Origin of the sequence: Xenorhabdus yunnanensis, assembly GCF_028598805.1 — a bacterium.
In the GTDB taxonomy this organism is placed as follows: domain Bacteria; phylum Pseudomonadota; class Gammaproteobacteria; order Enterobacterales; family Enterobacteriaceae; genus Xenorhabdus; species Xenorhabdus yunnanensis.
On the sequence record NZ_JAQRFI010000289.1, the window covers coordinates 1 to 305 of the forward strand.

1 pseudogene is annotated in these 305 nt (G+C 45.6%); it reads left to right on the top strand.

Annotation, left to right across the window (positions count from 1 at the left end):
* A pseudogene (locus PSI23_RS23760) lies at window positions 1-305 on the top strand (IS1-like element transposase); the annotation flags it as partial.

Genomic DNA, 305 nt, shown 5'->3' on the forward strand with positions numbered 1-305 from the left:
CGATTTTGTCAACAAACTGAATCGGTCAGAAAACATGGTACAGGTCAAGGTGAACGTCAGCGTTATCGTTGCCTGTCTTGTCGCCGTACTTTTCAGCTTGAATATGCTTATTGTGCTTGCCGGACGGGCATAAAAGAACAAGTTGTGGCTCTTGCAATGAATAATGCTGGCATCCGTGACACTGCACGGGCACTGCATATCAGTATTAATGCTGTCGTTCGCACTTTAAAAAATTGTCCCCACGATGTGTAACCACATTACCGCTGGAACAGGTGGAAATTCAGCTCATCTGTGAAGTCGATGAG